Here is an 18,465-nt window from a genome sequence, read left to right on the forward strand (position 1 = left end):
GGTTACGTGCCTGAAAGAAAAGAGGGAAGAGAAAATGACGAGCGTACGGACCGGGGCAGCACAGGCCGCCTCCGTATGGGAAGCGTTAAAGCAGGAGATCAAGGCAGCTGGCCCGGAACTGGGCATAGATGATATTGGGTTTGCTTCAGCGGACCCCTTTGTGTCGCTTAAATCGTTGYTGGAGCAGTCTCGGGATAAGGGATATGCGTCAGGATTTGAAGAACCGGATATTGAAAAAAGAGTGCATCCCGCCCTGCCAGATAGCGAACCTGCTTCCCTGATCGCCATAGCGGTAGCTTATCCGTCCAAAATGGTTAATCCGCCGAAGTCGGAGCCTGGCGCGTACCGTGGCATTTTTGCTCGTTCGGCTTGGGGGCAGGATTATCACCAGGTGCTTCGCGCGGCGATGGACAAGCTGGTGAACTTTATCCGTGAACGCGTACCGGAAGCGATCATTGAAAGTATGGTGGACACAGGTGCGCTTGTGGATCGTGCTGTATCGCAGCGAGCAGGGATCGGATTCAGTGCCAAGAACTGCTCGATTATATCGCCAAAATTCGGTTCGTGGATATTCCTGGGGGAGCTTGTCACGAACATTCCGTTCCCACCAGATACTCCCGTAACTGAGGATTGCGGTGAATGCACGAAATGCATTGATGCCTGTCCTACAGGTGCGCTGGTTGGCCCTGGCCAATTGAATGCGCAGCGCTGTATTTCTTTTTTAACCCAAACCAAAGGGTTCCTGGATGAAGAGTTTATGCTGAAAATCGGCAACCGACTGTACGGTTGTGATACGTGTCAGATTGTATGTCCGAAGAATCGGGGCAAAAACTGGGATCATCATCCTGAGTTTCATCCCGATCCGGAGGTTGTAAAGCCTTTGCTGCTGCCGCTGCTGGATATCGGCAACCGTGAATTCAAAGAGCGTTTCGGTCAAAGTTCCGCCGCTTGGCGGGGCAAAAAGCCGATCCAGCGCAATGCGGTCATCGCACTGGGCAATTTCAAAGACAAAAGCGCTGTACCGAAGCTCACGCAGGTACTGAAACGTGATCCGCGTCCGGAGCTGCGGGGGACCGCTGCCTGGGCGCTGAGCAGAATTGGAGGAGAAGACGCCATGAGAGCTATTGGGGAAGCTGCCGCGATCGAACAAGATGGGAACGTGCTAAGTATGCTGCAGAAGGCCAAGGAGAGATTGTTATCATCCGAGACCTTACCCGATTCGTCACAGGCTGAGCAAGTCAATGTGACGAAGCATGTGCAAGAGATAAAGGAAGAACAAGTGGAGAAACAACAACAAGCAGGTACAGTGGACGCTTTGCATTACACACAAGCTGCATCTTTATCTCAGGTAAGAGACACGGAGTTTGGAAAGGACACACCGTGGACTACGAATGGGAGTACAAGTGAAGGCGACAGTGAGCCTGAGGGGTCTGTTTCCTCTACCAAGCCCGAAGCAGCCGCATGGAAGCCTTCCGCAGTAACAGGGCTTCACGGCAAACCTGTGTATTATGATGAGGTGCTGACACCGATTGGAACACTTACCTTATGCGCAACTGACGAGGGGCTATGTCATATCGATTTTGGTGCTTTTCATGTAAGGGAGGCTCATCTCCAGCAGTGGGCACGTACGTGGGTCGGGGAGTATCGATATGAGAAGAATGAAGAGAAGCTTAGCGAAGCTGCTGAACAGTTACGGCAGTATTTTGCAGGAGAGCGAAAGATGTTCGACTTGCAAATCCAGCGATATGGCACCGCATTCCAGCTACAAGTTTGGGAGGTTCTGTCCGATATATCTTATGGAGAAGCCTTAACTCACCAACAGGTTGCGGAAAAAATCGGCAGGCCCAAGGCTGTACGCGCAGTTTTGGATGCCATCAGCAAGAATCCGATCCCGATTATTATTCCCTGTCACCGCATAAGCGGTAAAGACGGAACCCTGGTGGGTTACGCAGGCGGTCTGCAAACCAAGGAGCAATTGCTCGCATTGGAGCAGCAATCGTAAGAGCGGGGGACGTTCATGAAGTATGTAAACGTGGAAAGCGTGGAGGCGGGAGAGATTTTGGGCAAAACAGTATACTCCAGTAACGGTACGGTATTGCTGTCTGCCGGAGTCGAACTTACCGTGTTTATGGTCAATACGTTGAAGCGTATCGGGGTAACCACGCTGTACATCCAGGATGAAGCGTTTAAAGATGTGGATACAGAAGATATTCTGGATGAAGCCACGAAACGAGCCATTATCAATGAGATGAGCGTTACGCTGGAAGCGGTACGATCCGGAAAAGACTGGAGCCCGAAGAAAGTCGCGCTTAGTATAGACAAGTTATTGAATGATGTCCTGAATGGGCGCGAACTGCTGGTGCAGTTAACCGATATCCGAACCCAGGACAATGCACAATATGTTCACGCGATGAACGTCTGTTTGTTGTCTTCCGTTATTGGGCTGAATATGGGACTCAATTACAATCAGCTCAAGGATCTGGCTGTAGGCGCCCTGCTACATGATATTGGAAAAGTAGGCGAAACTCCTGGTACGATGCCTTCTTCTAAGCTACATCATACATGGCGCGGCTTTGAAGTGATCAAAAATAAACGTGAGTTTAGCTTGCTCGTTGCACACACTGCGCTACAGCATCATGAACATGAGGATGGCAGCGGTGTACCAAGAGGCATCAGGGGCAAAGATATCCATCTATTCGCCAAAATTGTCAGTGCGGCTAACATCTATGATAATCTCATCAACGGTTTGTCAGGTAGTAGCATGCTGCCGCATGAAGCGTGTGAGGAGATGATGGCGATGTCCGGGACGAAGCTGGACCGGGATATTCTGATTGAGTTTAACAAAAGTGTATCTGTATATCCCAACGGGACTGCTGTTCGGTTGTCTACGAAGGAAACGGGCGTCATTGTCCGCCAGCACCGTGGTCTGCCGGGCAGACCGATCATTCGGGTGGCCCGTGGTAGCACACGTTATTCTCTGGATGTGGTTGAGATTGATCTGGCCAAACAAACAACGGTCTTTATCGAAGGTGTGCTGAGTTAAAGCAGGAAAACTGGAAAATGCGTTTGCTCAGGACGTGTGGAAATGCTATGATAACTCTCAGGAAATCTGGTCGGTGTCATGTCTTCATCATGGATATAAATCTTTATTGATCATGATGTGTACAAGCACAGATCATTCGTTTTTTTAGATTGCATATTGCATACAGAGGTGTCTAAGAGATGGAGATTGTAATACCGATTATTACATTGATTGTGGGTCTGGTCGGTGGATTTTTCATCGGGGTGTTTTACCTGCGTAAACAGCTTGAGAAAATGCAAAGCGACCCTGACATGCTACAGAAAATGGCGAAACAAATGGGTTACAACCTGAATGGCAAGCAAATGCAGCGTGCCCAGCAGATGATGAAGAACCAGCAACCAGGCACAAAAATGCCTCAGCCGACTCAACATCCTGCGCGTAAAAACTCGGGCCGCCGAAAATAATAGCTGTGGGTGATTAATCGCTTGCAGGATGTGGTTCGAAAGGAGGCGCTTGAAAGTGGCTGGTGTTAAAGATTATTTGAATTCGAAAGTATCCGACAATCGGGAGAAGATCGAGTACCATGTCGAACAGATTCTCAAATTAATTGGAGAAGATAGTACACGTGAGGGGCTTCTGGAAACGCCTGCGCGTGTAACCCGAATGTACGAAGAGATTTTTGGTGGATATGAAGTAGATCCCCGTGACGTGCTGGGTGTCACCTTTGACGAGAATCACGAAGAGCTGGTCATCGTGAAAGATATCGTGTACTACAGTCAGTGCGAGCACCATATGGCACCGTTCTTTGGTAAAGTCCATATTGGATATGTACCGAGCGGGAAAATTGTGGGTCTGAGCAAAATGGCACGCCTGGTCGAAGCGGTAACACGCCGTCTTCAAGTACAGGAACGAATTACATCACAAATTGCGGATATTCTGGCAGAGACTGTTGAACCCCATGGGGTAATGGTGGTTGTTGAAGGCGAGCACTTGTGCATGTGCTCCCGTGGTGTGAAGAAACCGGGCAGCAAGACGGTAACGTCTGCTGTACGTGGCTCTTTCCGCGATAACCCTGCACAGCGTGCCGAGTTTCTGTCTTTGGTGAAAGAGTAAATGATAAATAAGCCGAGTTCCTTGGGGAACCGGCTTATTTATATGGGCGTTGTTTTCGTAATGTCGCAGGGTCTGAAACTACATATGAATTGATAGTCGGAGGTTATGGACGATGAGTTTATCTTCCCAATCCAATCAACTGCCAGAGTCGGAGAAGAGTGTTTCGACTGAAAAAAGGATATTACCTGACAAGCATACATCTCTGCGTTTGCAGATTTGGGAGACACCCCTTATGCGCCCTGACAGCAGCGTTCTTGATGCTTTTGCATGGGAAGAAGTGATGTGTAGACGCGTAGGTGCTGGACATCTGCCTGTTGCTCATATTTGGCGGCATCCCGATGCCTTTGTTGCGGGTCTGCGTGACCGTAGGCTGCCGCGCGCAGTTGAAGCGATGGAACGTATTCGAGGCGAGGGTACAGCCGTATGTGTACGGCCTTCTGGTGGAGCCGCAGTTCCGTTGAATCCGGGAGTTGTGAATGTGTCGCTGATCTTGCCTAATCCGGGCCATGCGATTAATATTCATGATGATTTCCGCGAGATGGCTTCGATTATCGCCGAGTCGTTAATCCCTTGGACAACTCAGGCAGAGACCGGTGAAGTGCAGGGGGCTTTCTGCCCCGGGGATTATGATGTCAGTGTAGGCGGTTTGAAATTTTGCGGGATTGCCCAGCGGCGTCAGGCCAAAGCCTATATCATCACGGCATTTATCATTGTGGAGGATCAGGGGGATCGGCTTGCTTCTGAAGTGCGTAGATTCTATGAAGAGGCCTCGGGGGGAGTAGCCAAAGGATATCCTGAAGTAAAACTTGGTACCATGGCAAGTTTGCAGGAGCTGGCAGGCGTGCCGTCAAGTGCAGCGTATACCGCATCGCTGGTGCGTACCCTGCGCAGAAGGTACCCATATGCAGAGATAGAGCGGGTGCTTTCTGTTGGTACGGATGAAGTTTTGCTAACAGCAGAGCAGATGAAACTGCGGTACGACTAGGTTCTTTTTCGGCAGGCTTGGAATTGGGTAACAGAGATGGTATGATGTGATTTCGGAAGGAGAGGATTAGAGTGGAAACATTGAGATATACATACCTGTATGAAGTCGTTTCGACAGGTGAAAAATCAGAATTCAGCCAGATGGCAACCAGTAAAGAAGAGGCTGCTGCCTTGATTGTGGCACGTATTGCTGATCTGGAGTTCACAGAAGAGTCCGATATCAAACTCGGTGATCTGATCGCCATTAGCAAACAGGTTGGCGACAACTATGTAGCGTGCGAGGGTTGTGCTTCTTAACATAGCTATGTTATGTATGAAGTGTAATATGAAGTTGATATTTATGCGAATCTCTAATGAGAGGTTCGCTTTTTTTTGCGTGGATTTCATCTTGCGAGTCAGATAACATCGATAAAACGTGAAATATGTCGTATTTTGTTCAGAAAATGTTCAGAATATTTTGATATGATCTCCCCATAAATATAGACGAAATTTCTTTGAGAAGGGAGATTAAAGATATGCAGGCTGCTAAACAGGGAAATAGAAAGGTCCATAGTTTAACAAAGATTTGTATAGTCATGATCTTGATGCTGGCTTTACCGTTTTCGACATGGGGGGCAAAGGTAGTGGAGGCAGATTCAGGATTTGAAGTGGTATCTCCTCACTTGCTCTCACCTACGTCGGCTAAAATCACTATAAGATTAGATCATACAGCTACAATATATTATGATCTGCAATCAACACCTTTTCCAAGTACCTCTGACTCTAGCCTAGAGGAATACAAGGCCAATGCAATCTCAAATCAGACGTTTTTTGAGATTCAACAGGGGGTAGATAAGACGATTATTCTTACTAATTTAACCCGTGAAACCAATTATTCAGTTGTTATCATGGAAGAACAAGGAGAGGGCAATCCTGTCAAAATCCTTGTAGCGGAAGGTTTTCAAACTTTGGTGACTCCAGATAATGTAAAGGCAACGTTAGTTAGTGATAAAGTGCATCTGACCTGGACGAAGGAGCCTGAGCGGACATACACCGTCTATAAGTATGAAGGTACTGCCGCTCCTGCTAATCCAGCCGATTGGATTGATATAACCAATACCCTTTCAGTAGAAAATGAAGTTCCGGACTTGGTAGATGGAAAAACGTATATTTTTGCTGTAACGTCCACGTATCAAGATAGCCAGGAACATTCTGTATCCGATTATGTCGTTTCTAACGTAATCACACCTGGGTTGCCAGCAGCACCAGCAGCACTTACTCCTCAGACTATTAATGGACAAGTTCAGTTGAATTGGAATAGTGTATTTGGGGCAGACGGGTATGTCGTATATATGTATCAAGGCAGTACTGCGCCACAAGATCCTGAGAGTTGGACTAAAGTAGCGGGGCCAATGAGTGCATTGCAGTATACCGTTTCAAATCTAACGAGCGGTCTGCCTTATGTATTTGCTGTTCGATCTTCAAGCAGTGCGGGGATGTCAGAGTTTAAAGTGTCCGCCTCGGTAACACCGCAATCTCAAGGCAATAGCGGGGGAGAAGTGGTCGTGTCGCCTTCTCCAACACCTTCTACATCTTCACCTACTTCTCCATCTCCATCACCGGTCTCTTCTGCTCCACAGAAGGAGATTATTAAAGTGGATGTGGCAAATGGCGAGCAGGCATCCACCATTGATTCGTTGGAAATCATCCGGACTCGTGGAACAGATGGTACGATAAAAGACGAGCTTGGATTGAATCCAAATAAAGCGCAATCGGTCATTGACCAGTTGAAGAAAACGGGATCACGTACCGCTGTTGTTCTGATTCCAGACGTGAAAGATGAAGTCTCTCAGTGGGACGTGAAACTAGCGCGGGAATCAATTAAGTTGTTCACTGAACAAGGAATTGAATTGGTTATTTCCAATCCAAACGTGAAAGTAACCATCCCAGCCTCATCTATGAAAGACAGAACAGATGATGTATATTTCCGCCTGGTGCCTGTAAAGAAACAGGAGACACGTCAGACCATTGAACAAAGGTTGCTGACTAACGAGACGATTACTCAAATCGCTGGCACCAAAGACATTCAGGTTCTGGGACGTCCGATGACCATTGAAACGAATCTGCAAAGTCGTCCAGTAACGCTTGTCCTGCCAGTAGACAGCAAACAGCTTGCAGGTGTGAAACCAGCGGATCTTGGCGTGTACATCGAACACAGCAACGGAACAAAAGAGCTGGTACACGGTAAAGTAGTGACATTGAATAAAGATAATAACCAGCAAGGCATCGAGATCAATGTGGATCAGTTCAGTACCTTTTCTGTGGTACGGGTCAAAGACTGGGCTGATGACACGGCAAAAGCCAAACCGTATATTCGCGGGTATACAGACGGTCGTTTCCAACCGGAGTGGTTCGTAACACGTGCCGAGATGGCGGCACTTATTACGCGCGTAACAGGCACTGTGGAGGCTAAGAGTGAAGCATCATTTACTGATGTTAAAGGTGGCCACTGGGCTTATGACAGTATCTCTTCTGCTGTCCAAGCCGGGTACTTCTCAGGGTACACAGACGGCAGCTTCCAACCGGAACAAGGGATGACACGAGCAGAGATGGCGGGTGTATTACAACATTTGCTGAAAGGTGAACAGGCGACGACATCCGAAGCAATGACTACATTCACGGATGTGAAGCAGCACTGGGCCCAGGAAGCAATCGCTCGGCTAGATGCAGCAGGTGTTCTTACGGGATACACGGACGGTACATTCCGTCCTGAAAAGCTTGTATCGCGTGCTGAAGCCGTGACCATAATCAACAAATTGATTGGTCTTCAGCCTGCAGCAACAACGCTAAAAACCTGGTCGGATGTGTCTGATACCCATTGGGCTTACCAAGCGATTCAGGCCGCATCCATCAAGGAATAATGACGAGCATATTGAACTCGTGAAAATAAATAAAGTTAGTTGGACAAATTATCGGCTTGCATGGCGATAAGGGAGACATGTTCTAAAGAGATATCTTCAGTCTTTGACTGGAGATATCTCTTTTTTTACATTCGTTGCCTAATAAGGCGGCCACAGTAGCTTTCGTGCCGTTTCGTACCGTTCCGCGACAGCAGGCCAGTAGACGACATTCCACCAGTCTTCAATATACTTTTTTCGTTCGTTTTGATGCTTGAGATAGTAGGCGTGCTCCCATACATCCAGTGGAAGAAGTGGAACGATGTCCGATTGGGACAAATTCTGATGTTTTTCAGCCTGCAAAATTTCCAAACGATGTGCTCTCGGACTCCAGACCAGCATGGCCCAGCCGCTACCTTCCACCTTGTTAGCAGCCTCGGTAAATTGATTTTTGAATGCTTCATAGCTGCCAAAATCACGTTTGATCTGCTCTGCAAGCATGCCTGTAGGTTTACCGCCACCGACCGGGTTCATAATGGTCCAGAAGATGGTATGCAAATAATGCCCTGCTCCATTAAAGGCTAGCTCACGCTCCCAATGTTTGATGAGTTCAAAATTGTTCTTTTTTCGGGATTCCGCGAGTTTCTTCTCCGCAACGTTCAAACCGTCCACATAGGACTGATGGTGCTTGTCATGATGAATGCGCATCGTCAGTTCGTCAATATGCGGCTCCAGCGCATTATACGCGTAAGGGAGGGGAGGCAACGTATGCCCGCCAATGGGAACCGGCTTTTCTTTTACCGGGGTAGAAGCAGGCAGGGTTTGAGCAGGAGCCACCCCACTCGGCGATGGTTGGAGTGACGACGATTGCACCTGTGCGGAAGCAGCAGGGGATGCATTGGTTTGCCCGACAGAAGAAGCATGTAATTCCGTTGCTTCTAGACGTGCGTTCGGAGTGACCTTGGAGTTAATGTTGTGTAGAGCATTCTCCAGCAGTATCGATGATGCTGGTTCTGTTTCCCGCAAAATGCCCGGCTGGCTCAGCGTTTCTAATACCCCCAGGAAATACTCCGATTCGCGAATGATATGCAAAATGAAAGTTTGAGCAAGTGGGACTGCACGCACCGCTGCACTTTGCTCAAGCATGATATAAAGCTGCTTTATAAACTCTCTGGACTGATGCTGTGATGTCTGGACGAGTTGATCGATACTTCGCATGATATAGGGAGCAGGCGGCTGGGTTGCTGGCAGCAGCTGTTTTATCAACTGATTCGCCACTCGCTCACTGTTCGCAAAGGCGGCTTCCCAGTCCTCCAGAAGTTTAACGTAGGAGGGTTCAAGGTCTGGAACCAGTGCGCGTAGAATGAGCGTATGTTCTTTCTCTTGCTCTTTCCAGAAACGGATTTCTTCCAGCGTCCGTAGTGGAAGCAGATGGCCGTATCCATCGCAGTTCATATGCGTTATACCTCCAATCTTTCAGATTATTTTACGAATAAGGTACTTCTTTCAAGGCATGTGCCAACATACGAACCCGCTGTTCGTCCAATTACCTTTGCTCTGTCTCAACAGTGTATTCTTGGGACGCATTGTCCTATGAGTATAAAAAAAGAGCCCCAGAGGGCTCTAGACATATCGAAATGTTGTATATCATTTTTAATATTACTGCTGGTTTTGCTGTACATCCTCACTGCTTGTCTTCGTCACGTGACTAAGGAAAGTCGATACGCGGCGCAGATATTCCTTCGGATGCTCCCGGAAGATCAGTTCATGATGCGCGCCTTGCACAATCCATTCTTCTGAATAAGGATTCGTCTGATTGGCGGCAAGTTGTTCAGCAATCGGGTAAGGGGCCTTCTCATCTTCTGTACCGTGAATAAAGAAGATCGGGAAAGGATAGTCCTTTTTCTTCACTTCCTGATAGGGTATTTGTTGCAGGCCGGTACCGTTCAAGACAGGGAAGAGTAACTTCATAATCTCCAGCGTTGGTTGACGAGGGAGATTAATCTGATTATGAATGTTGTGGTACAACGTATCGGGCTCCAGCAGGAAGGTACTGTCCAGAATCATGGCATCCACTTCATTGGTCAGAAGTCCAGTCTGTAGTGAAGTCCCTGCTCCCATGGAAAATCCCCAGACAACCAGTTCCTGTGCTCCACGCTGCTTCGCAAACTGAATGGCTCCCAGCAATTGCTGAGACTCGGCTTTGCCGCCAGTAGCCACGGCTCGGTTCACCTGAGAGGCAAAGCCGTAATCGAACATGACCACATTAAACCCGAGCTGGTGTGCGTAATGAGCCAGATCATACATAGGCACCCAGGTTTCCTCACGGTTCGCTCCGTAGCCGTGGCTGAAGATAATAGTTTTGCCTGTATCGGTGTTTGCAGGGATATACCAGCCCTGCATGGTTCGGCTACCGTCGGCTGCAGGGAATGTAATGTCTTCATATTTCATGTTTTTGGCCTGCATCGGGTTCGAAAACACCGGTGCGACCGTAGGGTTGGAGAGCACCCATGCAATATAACCGTGTAAGGCAATAAAACAGAACAACAGAAAAAATACAACGGAGAGCAGCAACGCTACGATAATATGCTTGAACCGAATCAGCCTTGGTGACAATGAAGAGGGCAGATCGGACACTTTGGTATGCAGCGGGGCTTCGCTCTGTGATGTCGGATACATGCACGCCCCTCCTTTAAATTTCGGTTGAAGAACAATTTTGCAAGATCATAACGACGTGAAAAAAATAGCATTTTGATTCTTCTAAATACGTATTTACGACGATGACACATCCTGATGCTAAAGTCATATTTTTATTCTTATATCTGAAAGGGTTCCTGTCTTTATCGTATGTCTCGATATAGTCAAAGTCAATCAAATGAAGGCATTTGTTACGCAATTGTTATATAGTTCTTAAGATATAGAGGTAACAATTCCATAGTGTGTAAATTACAGGAGATTAGGATGGGTAAAATGGATATTTTGTTCATTTTTCAGCTTGCACAGCACCTTCAAAACGGTTCTTTTTAGTTTACAGATGAGACCGTTTCTCATATAATTTATGTAACCAAGTTTCATGTGATGAAACATGAGGAGGGCATCATGCCATGGAAGACCGCAAGCTAACCGTTCGGGCTGTAGAACGGGCGCTGGATATATTATTATGTTTTACCACACGCAGTGATCTTGGACTCACCGAAATTGCCAGCCAGATCGGTTTACACAAGAGTACGGTGCATCGGTTGATGGCTACGCTGGAGGATCGGGGGTTCGTGATACGAGATGCAGCGACTGAAAAATACCGACTAGGCATCCGCATCTGGGAACTGTCCGCACATATGTCACGTAGTGATGATCCTGCGATTTTACTGTTGCCTGCAATGGAACGGCTACGGGATCGGTTGGGTGAGACTGTAAGTCTCTACCTTCGTGATGGCAGTGAACGGATACGTATTCAAGCAGTACAGAGCGATCAGGCCATTCGGCGGGTCGCGCCAGTAGGTGTCAGACTGCCGCTTTCCGTAGGCGCTTCCAGCAAAGTGTTAATGGCATTTGCCGCTGATGAGGATCGCGAGGAACTGATGAACGGCCCGGAATGGCCTGTATTTATCGACCCGGACGTGTATCTGGCACAGATGGAAGACATTCGTGTGAACGGCTATGCTACCAGTTATGAGGAACGTGAGCCGGGAGCTGCTGCCGTCTCCGTGCCAATTATGGATCGCAGAGGTAGCATTGCAGCAGCACTTTCCGTGTCTGGACCTGTTAGCAGGCTCTCGCAAGAGACATTACATGAGTACGCACCTGTGTTGAAAGAAGCTGCTCTGCAAATGGGACTTATGTTGTCGTAGGCGGGCTCTTGTTTGAAGTTTTGCTCGAAAGGGATTTTATCTCTGGAATATTAAGGTTGTATTTATGTCCAGATTACGCTAGTCTGTAATGGACGACCCGGCGGGGTCGGTTGAATGTTATATTTTAAGTTGAACAGCGGCTTGATTGCCGCAATACGTTTACGTTACTGGGGGAGTCCGAATTGTCCGGACTGAGACGGGATCGCATGAGATTCCGGACCCTTTGCACCTGATCTGGATCATACCAGCGTAGGGAAGTAATCGGCCATATGACCACAAACACTACGGGCGTTAACTTGGGATAGATGCTGTTTTGCGGCAGATAGATCTTGTTGCGAGTGTGGTGATGGACATCAGTCGGTTCCTTCGGAACCGGCTTTTTTATATACAGCGGTAAGCAGAGACTCATTCGTTGTGCTTCACGATCGTTAAGTCCCTTGAAGAAAGCATGAGATTCGCAGATTAGTGCGGACGGGATGATCGGAGAGCATAACAAATGCCAACATCAATGCTTGAATGTCAAGGTGAAGTGTCTCAGTTTCATGTTCGTGCTGACTGTACATAAAAATCTGTCTCTTGGATCTTATTTGGCTGCTTGGGCAGGATCATTCCTGCTGTGCTTCTGTGCTCTTGGGATTCCCGGGCAGGTGTGGTAGTTGCAACTGACGCAATTGTGGAGACATAGCGCAAAAGAAGATCACAGAGGAGGAAACAGGAGACATGAGTACACATAACCAAACGGGGCAGCAGATGGGGATAGAGGAAATGGGACACGATGGTCATCCGATGGAAAAGGAAACCGGAGTGGCTGGAGGGGTTCAACCCTTCCCGGGCAGCCGCAAAGTCTACATTCAGGGCTCACGACCGGACATCGCTGTACCGGAGCGTGAAATTGCCCTTCATGACACGAATACTCCCCAAGGGGTGGAGCATAATGAGCCGCTGCGTGTCTACGATACGAGCGGCCCGATGACCGATCCCGAATTCCAGATGGATATTCGGAAGGGGTTACCTGCGCTCCGAAATCACTGGATTATGGAGCGCGGTGACGTCGAAGAATATGAGGGGCGAGCGGTTAAGCCGGAGGATAACGGATTGAAGTCCGGAGGCCGAAGAGCCGGGGCAGAAGAGTACCCGGGATTCCGCGGGCAACCGCTACGTGCTAAGGCCGGGAATTGTGTCACACAGATGCATTATGCGCGGCAAGGCGTGATTACGCCAGAGATGGAGTACGCTGCTATACGTGAAGGTGTAGAGCCTGAATTCGTGCGGCAAGAACTGGCAAGTGGGCGGGCAATTCTTCCCTCCAACATCAATCACCCGGAGAGTGAGCCGATGCTGATCGGTCGTCATTTTCATGTGAAGATCAACGCTAATATTGGTAATTCCGCTGTATCTTCCTCCATCGAGGAGGAGGTCGAGAAGATGACCTGGGCTGTGCGCTGGGGATCGGATACGGTGATGGATCTCTCGACAGGCAAAAACATTCATTCGACACGGGAATGGATCATCCGTAACTCCCCGGTGCCGATTGGTACAGTACCGCTCTATCAGGCGCTGGAGAAGGTGAATGGCGAGGCGGAGGCGCTCACCTGGGAGTTGTACCGAGATACGCTGATTGAACAAGCAGAGCAAGGTGTGGACTATTTTACAATTCATGCAGGTGTGTTGCTCCGCTATATTCCGATGACAGCGAAACGGATGACGGGCATTGTGTCTAGAGGCGGGTCAATTATGGCAGCGTGGTGTCTGGCACATCATCAGGAGAACTTCTTGTACACCCACTTTGAAGAAATCTGTGAGATTATGAAAAGGTATGACGTAGCGTTCTCCCTCGGAGATGGACTGCGTCCAGGCAGCATCTATGATGCCAATGACGAGGCACAGATGGCGGAGCTGGCAACGCTCGGGGAATTAACGCAGATTGCGTGGAAGCATGATGTGCAGGTCATGATTGAAGGGCCGGGACATGTGCCGATGCACAAGATCAAAGAAAATGTGGATTTGCAGATGGAAATCTGCCAGGAAGCGCCGTTCTATACTCTCGGACCGCTGACCACGGACATTGCACCGGGATATGATCATATTACGTCTGCGATTGGGGCAGCGATGATCGGTTGGTTTGGTACGTCCATGCTCTGTTATGTCACGCCGAAGGAGCATCTGGGGCTTCCGAACAAGGATGATGTACGTGAAGGGGTTATCGCTTATAAAATAGCCGCTCATGCCGCTGATTTGGCCAAAGGCCACCCACGCGCCCAGCGCCGGGATGATGCGCTGTCGAAGGCACGTTTCGAGTTTCGCTGGCGGGATCAGTTTAATCTGTCTCTTGACCCGGAACGGGCACTGTCTTACCACGATGAGACGTTACCCGCAGAAGGGGCGAAGGAGGCACATTTCTGCTCCATGTGCGGGCCAAAGTTCTGCAGTATGCGTATCACGCAGGACATCCGTGCCTTTGCCGCTGATCGCGGTCTGAAGGACGAGGAGGCAGTCGCCGCCGGGATGCAGGCGAAAGCGGAGGAGTATCGGTCGCGGTCGTAAGCTTCCACAATAGAAAAAGTGACCCGACAGGACTGTAGTGCCTGAGCTTGGGTCACTTTTTTATGGTTAAGTCACAGGTTACTCGTAATATCCCTTCGCATACACGGCTGCTGTTGAGAAGCAGAGATGTTTCATTTCATCCTGCTGATTTTCGGGTGGCATCTCCAGGAACCACGGCTCCTTCATATCCTCTCGGGTCATGGGTACCGGACGCCACAGAATCAAACCGATCTGATCAAATTGATAACTGCAACCAAGCTCGGGATCTTCTCGGTCATATGGCGCAATCGCATCCAGTTGCGGTATCAGAACGTCAGCTTCGGTGCCGAGCAGATTGRGTTCTCCCAGCATACATGTAAACTCATCACTTTCATAAAACTCAATAAAATGTGCTTTGCCTTCGGCGTCATACTCCACTTTGGGATCAAAGCTGAAAGCTTCCGTTTGTTCAACTTCATTCTGTGTCATGCCCAGCCGGATATCCCCGATAGATTGACCTGGTTCAACCGAGAGATTTTTCATGGTTTCGCTACCTCCGAAATAAAAGTGTACATACGTTTAACTATGGTGATTAGGTCCCTGTTAGTTTTACCTTGCAACGAGTGTGCTTCCAAGCTACCTATACTTTCTTCGTGATACCGATATCCCGCTCCAGATTCGCGCCTAATAAAGAAAGCGGCGTATATATGGTAATACCTGCATTGGCAGACGCCTGCTCAGCAGCAGGAGCCATGGAGAGCTGAGCAGCGACAATACAAGTATCTTTGCGTTCAAGAGCAAGCTGCTGCAAGGCTTCTTTTAATGCCTTGATATAGCCTTCTTGATCACCTCGCATAACCATGTCGAATAGACCGGGGAATAACACAGACTCTAACTCAGGCTTGTCCTTTCCTGCCAAGTGTCGATCTAAATAGTCACGGTATCGAGCCATCGTCGGCTCTACGGTGGCGGGGTTGGTAAACGCAAGCAAATACCGCTTCGGATGTTTCACCATCATCGCGAGCAACGAATCGTCAATACCCGTTACCATAATCGGTAACGGTTGTATTTGTTCCAGCACGGCTGCGAACAGGGTGCATGTCACAAGAATGGCGTCAGCGTGACAGCGGCTCATCCATTGCAGTGTCTGATTTACTTTTTCCCGAACAAGGGCACTATTGAACTCATCATCATGCTTGAGCCGATCAAGACCGGGGTCTACATAATGAACCAGTTCGAGATTATAGGAAGTCAGTGCTTGTTCAATCAACCTGATATTGGAGTAGTGCGCGTGAAAACAGGCAATGGTGCTCATAGGCAATCCCCTTTATGTAGAGTGACTATAAGACGCGCCTGGATCACATAATGTGCGTGAACCATCGGTAAGAAACTTCGCGTCTGAAATGTCACCTTTTACACGTAGTATAGGGAGCAGCCACAGAGATGTAAAGAGTTATCTCATGTTCATGGATACGTTCTTCTTCGCCATTTTTTGCTGTAAAATTTCATGGAAGGATAGGCCTTGAGTGTTCTCATTTTCCTTTTTGGGCGCATTGGTCTCCGTGTTGCGCGGATATTGGTGGTGATACGGGATCATTTGCTGAATAGGCATGCGGATCATCTTGGTTTCCTCCTTACATGCATGATGGACATGCATCGTTAGTTTGTATGTATTTTCAATATTCGTTTTGTTGGTGATAACAGAATGAACTTGCCTTGTACACATATAGGTACATATGACTTGTTACATGAAGAGGCGGAGATACAATCGTTATTCCGACTCGGATGTAGTGATTTTACCCGGTATTCAGAAGATGTAAACGGTTTTAGGGAAATTCAGGAACAAAGAACCTGATATGAAAGGAAAGGTATGGGATCATGGTATCGGTTGTTATGCGAATGGTCCTAATTTTAGGGAAGTCAATGGTGCTTACCTCTAAGACATATGTCCAAGTGACTAGGTATGGTATATGCTAACTAACTTGGTTCTATGGTCGGGGTATATTGCTCGAAAAATGTAACAAAAGCTGCCAGGATTCCTTGGCAGCTTTAGATTTTCTTATTCAATTCCCTCTTTAAATAGCCTTCTTGAAGAGGGGATATCCGTTAGTATTACTTGTTTTACCTGCGTTCGTTTACCGCAATATATACATCCACCTGTGTATGTTCTGGATCTAAACTCCGCTCATCGTAATACTCAAAATCTCCAGTAAATGTTCTGTCACTCTGATGGCTCCACGCCCACACCGCTCCCCACACTTCGCTGACAACTTCAACCATCGGTCCAGTTCTCGAAGTAAACACTGCATAGGTAGCAGGAGGTAAATGTACCTCATCGAAACCTTCAGGCAATAGTTCTCTCTCGCCGACGTCATGTCCGATCAAAATGGTATATTCACCGGCAATGCCATCTGCGTAATCCGTGTAACAGCCGTAGCGTGGAGCTTCAGTAGACGGAATGTGTTCGGAGGCAAAATAACGCCCCCACAACGCACCGATGCTGCCTTGGCCGCTCATCTCAACCGCGTTGGTTGTACGTGCGGACAGTCCGGCTAGGCGTTTGCCCGGAAGGGTGACATAGCGAGCAGGCTCCCCGGAAAAAGGAGCATTCTTTGCTGGATCAGCTGTATCTGTAGGAGAGAGTTGCTCATCTGGACTTGTTTTCCCTGGCATAGTTTTCTCTAATACAGCAGTCCCGTCTTCACCGCTCTTTACATTTCCTGCATTACGCCATCGCTTAAGAAAAGGGAGTTGGTTGCGCAGCATCGAACGGGCTGATTCCTCGTCCATGCCTTCTTCCCTGAGAATGGTGGTGCACATCTCGGTCATGCCTTCTAACGTCATGCCTGGCTGCTCAAACTTGCCATTTTTGTAACAATAAATGCAGTATTCCCGGGTGGTGCTACCATCTAACTCCGTGCCGAATTGCTCGGTGCTGGTTAGTGGCATTCCACAGCTTTGACATACGGTAACGTTCATTAATCATTCCTCCTCGGTTTTATGTACAACTTCAAACTGAACATAGTTAAAGTATACGGGGAGGAACTGGACAGCTGTCTGTCAGGTTTGAGTTGAGGTTTTATAATTTTGCACAATCTGCTCTGCCATACGGCACACATTGTCACGAATATGCAAAGGCTCCAATACCTCTACGTCCGCGCCAAAGCTGAGAATAAAGCCATATAACCAGTTATCCTCAGGGAAAGCGATCTGGCTAATATAATACCCGTTGCCGTCAGGCAATACATTTTCGATACCAAACCATTCTTCCGCGAGATGACGGGCACGGGCATGGAATTTCAGCGTAAGTCCAATGTGATTGTTCGGACGGCTCCATTCCTGCTGCCACGGCCTGTCCTGAAGGTTGATGGATTGGCGTTCAAAATGCTGCTCGGCAAGCACAACCTCTTTCATCCGCACCAGCTTGAACATACGGAATTCATTCCGTTCATGGCAAAAGGCGTACAGATACCACGCGTGCCTTTTTAGTACAAGGGTGTGTGGATCAACCGTGCGACAGGTCTCTGCACCTTCGGCGCTGCAATAGGCAAAATGAATGCATTGAAGTTGATCGATTCCCTGATCAATGACTTTTAATTTCTGTTGCAGTGCTTCAGGGTGTGTCCACGTTGAATAATCCACGATGAATCGGTGTGTGCTTGCCTGGAAATCTTCATTTTTGGCTTCCGGTACGATACTGCTCAGCTTCTCTACCAATAACTCACGCGCAGTATTCGTATGAGTGGTTGAAATGCTGCGCAGTGCCGTGACGATGGAAGCAAGATCCTTGTCAGTTAACAAGTTGCGATCCAGCCGGTAACCTTCTGCCAGACCGATTCCACCGCTTGCGCCCTGATATGTCAACACCGGAATTCCAGCTTGTCCTAATGTGTCGATGTCCCGATAAATCGTACGTATGGATACTTCAAACATGTCAGCTAGGTCTTTCGCCTGTAATCGCCTGCGATTAATGAGCAGTACTACAATGGCTAACAAACGCTCCAGTTTCATAGCTACGGTTTCCTTTCATTTATGGGTCTATATAAATGGAATATTTCTTTTACACTTGAACGGAGAGGACAGAAAAAACCTGGAGAAG

At 48.2% G+C, this 18,465-nt stretch carries 16 protein-coding genes and 1 riboswitch; of the genes, 9 read left to right on the forward strand and 7 right to left on the reverse strand.

Features of this window, described 5'->3' with window-relative positions; genetic code table 11:
* Positions 1-34: 34 nt before the first annotated feature.
* From queG to AB4Z30_RS24335, 7 genes are all read left to right on the forward strand, one after another.
* Positions 35-2,002: a tRNA epoxyqueuosine(34) reductase QueG gene (gene queG, locus AB4Z30_RS24305; RefSeq protein WP_441930012.1), complete on the forward strand. Its 1,968-nt coding sequence runs from the start codon at positions 35-37 to the stop codon at positions 2,000-2,002.
* Between the two features lie 15 nt (positions 2,003-2,017).
* A complete protein-coding gene (locus AB4Z30_RS24310; protein ID WP_441930013.1) occupies positions 2,018-3,043 on the forward strand; it encodes an HD domain-containing phosphohydrolase in 1,026 nt (341 codons plus the stop codon).
* Positions 3,044-3,222: 179 nt separating this feature from the next.
* On the forward strand, positions 3,223-3,486 hold the full coding sequence (locus AB4Z30_RS24315; protein WP_441930014.1) for a YneF family protein: 264 nt from the start codon (positions 3,223-3,225) through the stop codon (positions 3,484-3,486).
* 55 nt (positions 3,487-3,541) lie between these two features.
* Entirely contained in the window at positions 3,542-4,135 is a 594-nt protein-coding gene (gene folE, locus AB4Z30_RS24320; RefSeq protein ID WP_441930015.1) for a GTP cyclohydrolase I FolE, read from the forward strand.
* A gap of 112 nt (positions 4,136-4,247) precedes the next feature.
* Positions 4,248-5,120 (forward strand): lipoate--protein ligase family protein, encoded by an 873-nt coding sequence (locus tag AB4Z30_RS24325; RefSeq protein ID WP_441930016.1) that lies wholly within the window; start codon positions 4,248-4,250, stop codon positions 5,118-5,120.
* A 71-nt stretch (positions 5,121-5,191) separates the two neighbouring features.
* Complete coding sequence (locus tag AB4Z30_RS24330; protein ID WP_251511618.1) at positions 5,192-5,416, forward strand: hypothetical protein; 225 nt, start codon at positions 5,192-5,194, stop codon at positions 5,414-5,416.
* A 326-nt stretch (positions 5,417-5,742) separates the two neighbouring features.
* Positions 5,743-8,019, forward strand: a complete 2,277-nt coding sequence (locus tag AB4Z30_RS24335; RefSeq protein ID WP_441930017.1) for an S-layer homology domain-containing protein — start codon at positions 5,743-5,745, stop codon at positions 8,017-8,019.
* Positions 8,020-8,157: 138 nt separating this feature from the next.
* Here AB4Z30_RS24335 and AB4Z30_RS24340 read toward each other — a convergent pair whose 3' ends face one another.
* Entirely contained in the window at positions 8,158-9,450 is a 1,293-nt protein-coding gene (locus AB4Z30_RS24340) for a Fe-Mn family superoxide dismutase (RefSeq protein WP_441930018.1), read from the reverse strand.
* A gap of 204 nt (positions 9,451-9,654) precedes the next feature.
* Complete coding sequence (locus tag AB4Z30_RS24345) at positions 9,655-10,674, reverse strand: alpha/beta hydrolase (RefSeq protein ID WP_441930019.1); 1,020 nt, start codon at positions 10,672-10,674, stop codon at positions 9,655-9,657.
* 425 nt (positions 10,675-11,099) lie between these two features.
* Here AB4Z30_RS24345 and AB4Z30_RS24350 point away from each other — a divergent pair, with 425 nt between their 5' ends.
* Positions 11,100-11,843, forward strand: coding sequence for an IclR family transcriptional regulator (locus tag AB4Z30_RS24350; RefSeq protein ID WP_441930020.1), 744 nt, complete (start codon positions 11,100-11,102; stop codon positions 11,841-11,843).
* Between the two features lie 159 nt (positions 11,844-12,002).
* Positions 12,003-12,116, forward strand: a riboswitch (TPP riboswitch).
* Positions 12,117-12,608: 492 nt separating this feature from the next.
* Positions 12,609-14,387, forward strand: a complete 1,779-nt coding sequence (gene thiC, locus AB4Z30_RS24355; RefSeq protein WP_441930072.1) for a phosphomethylpyrimidine synthase ThiC — start codon at positions 12,609-12,611, stop codon at positions 14,385-14,387.
* Positions 14,388-14,465: 78 nt separating this feature from the next.
* On the opposite strand, the gene AB4Z30_RS24360 is transcribed toward thiC, so the two are convergent.
* From AB4Z30_RS24360 to AB4Z30_RS24380, 5 genes are all read right to left on the reverse strand, one after another.
* Entirely contained in the window at positions 14,466-14,909 is a 444-nt protein-coding gene (locus AB4Z30_RS24360; RefSeq protein ID WP_441930021.1) for a hypothetical protein, read from the reverse strand.
* 97 nt (positions 14,910-15,006) lie between these two features.
* Positions 15,007-15,681 (reverse strand): hypothetical protein, encoded by a 675-nt coding sequence (locus AB4Z30_RS24365; protein WP_441930022.1) that lies wholly within the window; start codon positions 15,679-15,681, stop codon positions 15,007-15,009.
* Positions 15,682-15,819: 138 nt separating this feature from the next.
* Complete coding sequence (locus AB4Z30_RS24370; RefSeq protein WP_186375609.1) at positions 15,820-15,987, reverse strand: hypothetical protein; 168 nt, start codon at positions 15,985-15,987, stop codon at positions 15,820-15,822.
* 500 nt (positions 15,988-16,487) lie between these two features.
* Positions 16,488-17,345 (reverse strand): zinc ribbon domain-containing protein, encoded by an 858-nt coding sequence (locus AB4Z30_RS24375; protein WP_441930023.1) that lies wholly within the window; start codon positions 17,343-17,345, stop codon positions 16,488-16,490.
* A gap of 81 nt (positions 17,346-17,426) precedes the next feature.
* Positions 17,427-18,377 (reverse strand): helix-turn-helix transcriptional regulator, encoded by a 951-nt coding sequence (locus AB4Z30_RS24380; RefSeq protein WP_441930024.1) that lies wholly within the window; start codon positions 18,375-18,377, stop codon positions 17,427-17,429.
* Positions 18,378-18,465: the final 88 nt, after the last annotated feature.

The organism is Paenibacillus sp. 2TAF8 (assembly GCF_052114825.1).
Classification (GTDB): domain Bacteria; phylum Bacillota; class Bacilli; order Paenibacillales; family Paenibacillaceae; genus Paenibacillus.

What these genes read in the sequence shown, in the direction of transcription:
- AB4Z30_RS24365 (WP_441930022.1), bottom strand. Translation starts at nt 15,681, where the DNA reads ATGAGCACCATTGCCTGTTTTCACGCGCACTACTCCAATATCAGGTTG.
- AB4Z30_RS24315 (WP_441930014.1), top strand. Translation starts at nt 3,223, where the DNA reads ATGGAGATTGTAATACCGATTATTACATTGATTGTGGGTCTGGTCGGT.
- AB4Z30_RS24350 (WP_441930020.1), top strand. Translation starts at nt 11,100, where the DNA reads ATGGAAGACCGCAAGCTAACCGTTCGGGCTGTAGAACGGGCGCTGGAT.
- AB4Z30_RS24310 (WP_441930013.1), top strand. Translation starts at nt 2,018, where the DNA reads ATGAAGTATGTAAACGTGGAAAGCGTGGAGGCGGGAGAGATTTTGGGC.
- AB4Z30_RS24340 (WP_441930018.1), bottom strand. Translation starts at nt 9,450, where the DNA reads ATGAACTGCGATGGATACGGCCATCTGCTTCCACTACGGACGCTGGAA.
- AB4Z30_RS24375 (WP_441930023.1), bottom strand. Translation starts at nt 17,345, where the DNA reads ATGAACGTTACCGTATGTCAAAGCTGTGGAATGCCACTAACCAGCACC.
- AB4Z30_RS24345 (WP_441930019.1), bottom strand. Translation starts at nt 10,674, where the DNA reads ATGTATCCGACATCACAGAGCGAAGCCCCGCTGCATACCAAAGTGTCC.
- thiC (WP_441930072.1), top strand. Translation starts at nt 12,609, where the DNA reads ATGGGACACGATGGTCATCCGATGGAAAAGGAAACCGGAGTGGCTGGA.
- AB4Z30_RS24325 (WP_441930016.1), top strand. Translation starts at nt 4,248, where the DNA reads ATGAGTTTATCTTCCCAATCCAATCAACTGCCAGAGTCGGAGAAGAGT.
- AB4Z30_RS24370 (WP_186375609.1), bottom strand. Translation starts at nt 15,987, where the DNA reads ATGATCCGCATGCCTATTCAGCAAATGATCCCGTATCACCACCAATAT.
- AB4Z30_RS24380 (WP_441930024.1), bottom strand. Translation starts at nt 18,377, where the DNA reads ATGAAACTGGAGCGTTTGTTAGCCATTGTAGTACTGCTCATTAATCGC.